At 62.4% G+C, this 4,358-nt stretch carries 2 protein-coding genes and 2 pseudogenes; 3 read left to right on the forward strand and 1 reads right to left on the reverse strand.

Going from position 1 to position 4,358, the window contains the following annotated elements; genetic code table 11:
* Positions 1-125: pseudogene (locus tag GTA51_RS20000) on the forward strand (IS66 family transposase zinc-finger binding domain-containing protein); the annotation flags it as partial.
* Between the two features lie 79 nt (positions 126-204).
* Here the strand turns inward: GTA51_RS20000 and GTA51_RS20005 are convergent.
* A complete protein-coding gene (locus GTA51_RS20005; protein ID WP_246198256.1) occupies positions 205-777 on the reverse strand; it encodes a recombinase family protein in 573 nt (190 codons plus the stop codon).
* Positions 778-889: 112 nt separating this feature from the next.
* Here GTA51_RS20005 and GTA51_RS20010 point away from each other — a divergent pair, with 112 nt between their 5' ends.
* Together GTA51_RS20010 and GTA51_RS20015 are read left to right on the forward strand one after the other, a co-directional pair.
* A complete protein-coding gene (locus GTA51_RS20010) occupies positions 890-3,850 on the forward strand; it encodes a Tn3 family transposase (protein ID WP_160964253.1) in 2,961 nt (986 codons plus the stop codon).
* Between the two features lie 59 nt (positions 3,851-3,909).
* Positions 3,910-4,251 (forward strand): annotated as a pseudogene (locus tag GTA51_RS20015) (IS66 family transposase); the annotation flags it as partial.
* Positions 4,252-4,358: the final 107 nt, after the last annotated feature.

A 4,358-nucleotide genomic window follows, 5' to 3' on the forward strand; every position in this document is an offset into this window, starting at 1 on the left:
ATCTGCCGGAATCGGAAAAGGCCTGCCCCTGCGGCGCGGTTCTGGTCCGCATCGGCGAGGAAGTAAGCGAGAAGCTCGATATCGTGCCGGCCAAGATCCAGGTCATCCGCCACATCCGGCCCAAGTAGGGGTAGTACCAACAAACGTGCCGTTTGGGGCAAATCGACCAAATTGGTTTGAAATATAGCCTGCGATTTCCCAGTTTCATGCTGCCTTGCGTCGTGCGCGGAGCAACGTGGTGACGCTGACGCCTGCTTTTTGTGCCGCCTGCTGATAGGTCCGGCCCTGCAGCAGCAGTTGCAGGGCAAAAGCTATCCGGGCAGGGGCGACGGGTGGCCGGCCGAGCCGCTTTCCCTTGGCTCTGGCGTTGTCTAGACCTGAACGAACGCGTTCCCGGACAAGTTCCCGCTCGAACTCCGCCACGGCTCCGAGAAAATGGGCCAGCATCCGGCCCATGGGTGTGCCCATGTCGATGTGTCCCGGCACGACAAAGACCACCCCGAGCGCCTCCAACTCCGCCATGGTGAGTACCAAGTCCTGAACGCTGCGGCCCCATCGGTCCAGAGTCTGTACAAGAATGGCATCTATGGCGCGCGCTCTCGCCAGATGCAGCACCTCTTCCCGTAAGGGACGCTTTTGTGCCGCCCCGCTGGCCATCTCCTCAACTTCCCGGACGATAGTCCAGTCTCTCGCTTGGGCATAGGCCCGCAGTGCGCGGCTTTGCCGCTCGGTCGACTGTCCCACAGTGGAGACCCGCGTATAGATAGCGGCGCGCATGGTCAAAAACCCTCCCGGAATATGGATTCGAAAGTCCTGTCTTTCCGTGTACTTTGCCGAGTCGATTTCTTATGGTCAAATACATTTGTTATTGACCATGGAGAAATCGAGGATGAAGCAACGGTGGACGGAGGATGAGCTCCGCGAGGCCTGGCAGATCTGGCCTGCGGAACAGCATATGATCGAGAAGAAGCGGGGGGCCACCCGGCTTGGGTTTGCGCTCCTGCTCAAGTTTTTTCAGATCGAGGGGCGCTTCCCGGGCGGAGCCATCGAGATCCCCGCCCAGGCGGTGCGCTTCGTGGCCGAACAGGTCGGCGTGGAGGCCACCGCGTTGCGCGACTACTCTTGGAAAGGCCGCGCCCTGAAGTACCACCGCGCCCAGATCCGCGAGTGGTGCGGTTTTCGGGAGGGTTGCGCCGCGGACATGAAGGGTTTCAAGCGATGGCTGGTGGAGGAGGCTATTCCCAAGGAACAGCGGCCTGAGCGGCTCCGGGAGATCTTCCTCCAGCGGTGCCGGGAGATGCGGGTCGAACCGCCCGTCCCGGAGAAGACCCGACGCCTTCTCAGCTCGGCGCTTCAGGAACACGAAACGGTCTTTTGCGCAGGACTTCTCAGGCGGTTGAGCCCTGAAACCGTGGTTCGGCTGGGCACCCTGCTGGTGGTCCAGCAGGCGGATTCCGCAGAGGGCATGGAGTGGACGCCGTGGCAGTCCCTCAAGTCGGATCCGGGCAAGGCGGGCGTAGCCAGCGTGGTGGAGGTCGCCGCCAAGCTCCGCCAGGCGCGAGGGGTGGAACTCCCGCCGGACCTCTTCAAGGGGGCAGCCGTGAAGCTGGTGGAGCGCTATGCCCAGCGAGCCGCCGTGGAGGAACCGCACGAACTGCGCCGCCACGCCGCCCCTCTCCGAGCGACGCTCCTGGCGGCCTACCTGCACCGGCGCAGCGAGGAGCTGACAGACCACCTGGTCGATCTGCTGATCGAGACCTTCCACAAGCTGAGCAAGAAGGCCGAAAAACGGCTGGAAGAGGAACAGGCGAAATTCGCCCAGCTCGCGGAGGCCAGGCACCGCATGCTGCCCAAGGTCGCAAGGGCCGTGCTGGGCAACACCGAGGGCCGGGTTAGCGAGGTCATCCTCCCGGTCGCCTGCCTGAAATGGTGGGCGGCCGTGCTGGAGGAATCGTCGCGGGCGGGGACTGGGGCCAGCGTACGCTCCGCCACCCGCCGTTCCTTCACCGCGCACTACCGGCGCATCCTGCCGGAACTGCTCGGCACGCTGGAGTTTCAGTGCGCGAGCCCGGACAGCCACCCGGTGATGCAGGCGCTCGAAGTGGTCAAGGCGCACCTGGAGGCAAAGGGACGCAGCTATCCGAAGGGCTTGCACGTCCCCCTGCGGGGCGTGGTGCGGCCAGCATGGATACCATTGGTGATCGAGGATGAAGGCGATCCGCCGGCAATCTGCAGGAGCGCCTATGAAGTTTGCACCATCAGGGCGCTCAGGGAGCAGCTCCGGTGCCGCGAGATATGGGTCGCGGGCAGCCGCCGCTACCGGAATCCGGAAGAGGATCTGCCGCCGGACTTCGATATGAAAAAAGTATCGTATTACGGCATGTTGGACATTCATCTGGACGCGAAGGCCTACACCACCGCGCTCAAGGCGGAGATGGGCCAGGCGTTGCAACGCCTGGACAAGGGCCTGTCTGAAAACCCGAAGGTGAATATCCTCGCCAAGCGCAACGGCTGGATCGAGGTCTCCCCTTTCGAGGCCCTGCCGGATCCAGAGAACCTCGCCTCCCTCAAGGAAGAGATCAAACGCCGCTGGCCCATGACCAGCCTCCTGGACGTTCTCAAGGAGGTGGATCATCTCCAGCACTTCACCCGGTTCTTTCGCAGCCCCACTCCCAGAGAACGCATGGATCCTAAGACGTTGCGGCGACGGTTGCTGCTCTGCCTCTACGGGATCGGCACCAACGCCGGGCTCACCCGCATGACCTATGGCGTGGAGAACGAAAGCTTCCGGGAGCTCCTGTACGTCCGCAAGCGCTACCTTTCCGTGGAGGTCTTGCGGCAGGCCATCACGGAGGTGGCCAACGCCACGCTGGCCGCCAGACTGCCCCGCATCTGGGGCGAGACGACGACTGCCTGCGCCTCGGATTCCAAGCAGTTCGCCGCCTGGGACCAGAATCTGCTCACCGAATGGCATGTCCGCTACGGCGGCCGCGGCGTGATGGTCTACTGGCACGTCGAGATGAAGAGCGTCTGCATCTACTCGCAATTCAAGCGGGTTTCTTCTTCCGAGGCCGCGTTCATGATCGAAGGAGTGCTGCGTCACTGCACGGAGATGGAGGTGGATCGACAGTATGTGGACAGCCACGGCCAAAGCGTCGTAGCCTTCGCTTTCTGCCGTCTGCTGGGCTTCGAGTTGATGCCGCGGTTCAAGGCCATTCACAAGCAACGGCTGTATCGGCCGGATCCCGGCCAGACGTTTCCGAACCTGGAGCCGGTGATGCCGGCCCGGGCCATCGACTGGGAGGTCATCGAGCAGCAGCTCGACACGCTGGTCAAGTACGCCGTGGCATTGAAAATGGGCACGGCGGACGCCGAAAGCCTGCTGCGGCGCTTCACGCGGGCCAACGTCCAGCACCCTGCGTACAAGGCATTGACCGAACTGGGCAAGGTGGTCAGGACCATCTTCCTGTGCCGCTACCTGGAATCGGAGGCGCTGCGGCGCGAGGTCAACGAGGGCTTGAATGTGGTGGAGAACTGGAACGGCGCCAATGACTTCATCCTCTTCGGGAAAAAGGGGGAACTCGCCACTAACAAGCAACACGACATGGAGATGAGCCTGCTCTGCCTGCACCTGATCCAGGTCAGCCTCGTCTACATCAATACCCTGATGATCCAGGAAGTCTTGGAGGATCCGGTGCTGCTGGATCGCATGACCCCGCGAGACCGGGGGGCTTTGAGCCCACTCCTGACCAGCCATGTCACCCCGTTCGGTCGTTTCGACCTGGACATGACGACGCGGCTCCCCTTGAAAGTCGCCGCCGCGTACAATGATGCGGGTCCACCAAATTAGCAGGCAATTTCATACCCGTTCAGTCAATTTGCCCCAAACAGCACGTTTGTTGGTAGTACCCCAAGTACGCCTGCCGGGCCTGCGAAGGCGTGGAAGACGACAGGCCGACGGTGAAAACCACGCCCATGCCGCCCCAACTCATCCCCCAGGGCATCGTCACCCCGGGCCTTTTGGCCCATGTCGCGATAGCCAAATACGCCGACGCGCTTCCTCTTTACCGCCAAGAGGACCAGTTCGCCCGCCTGGGTCTGGACATCTCCCGGGGAACCCTGGCCGGCTGGATGATCCGGGTAGCCAAGGCCTGTGATCTGCTCATCGACCTGATCATTGAGGAGATTCGTTCCGGCCCTATCGTCAACATGGACGAGACCACAGTCCAGGGTAAGCGCTCAATAAGACGCGTCTTGTCAGGGCGAGCAGGAAGCGGCAGAAGCTCAGGCAGGGATGATCAGGGAGCAGGGATCGAGATGTTGTGGCAGGAGGGCCTTGCGTTGGGCATCGGTAGTTG

This window comes from Solidesulfovibrio aerotolerans (assembly GCF_009856865.1).
GTDB lineage: Bacteria > Desulfobacterota > Desulfovibrionia > Desulfovibrionales > Desulfovibrionaceae > Solidesulfovibrio > Solidesulfovibrio aerotolerans.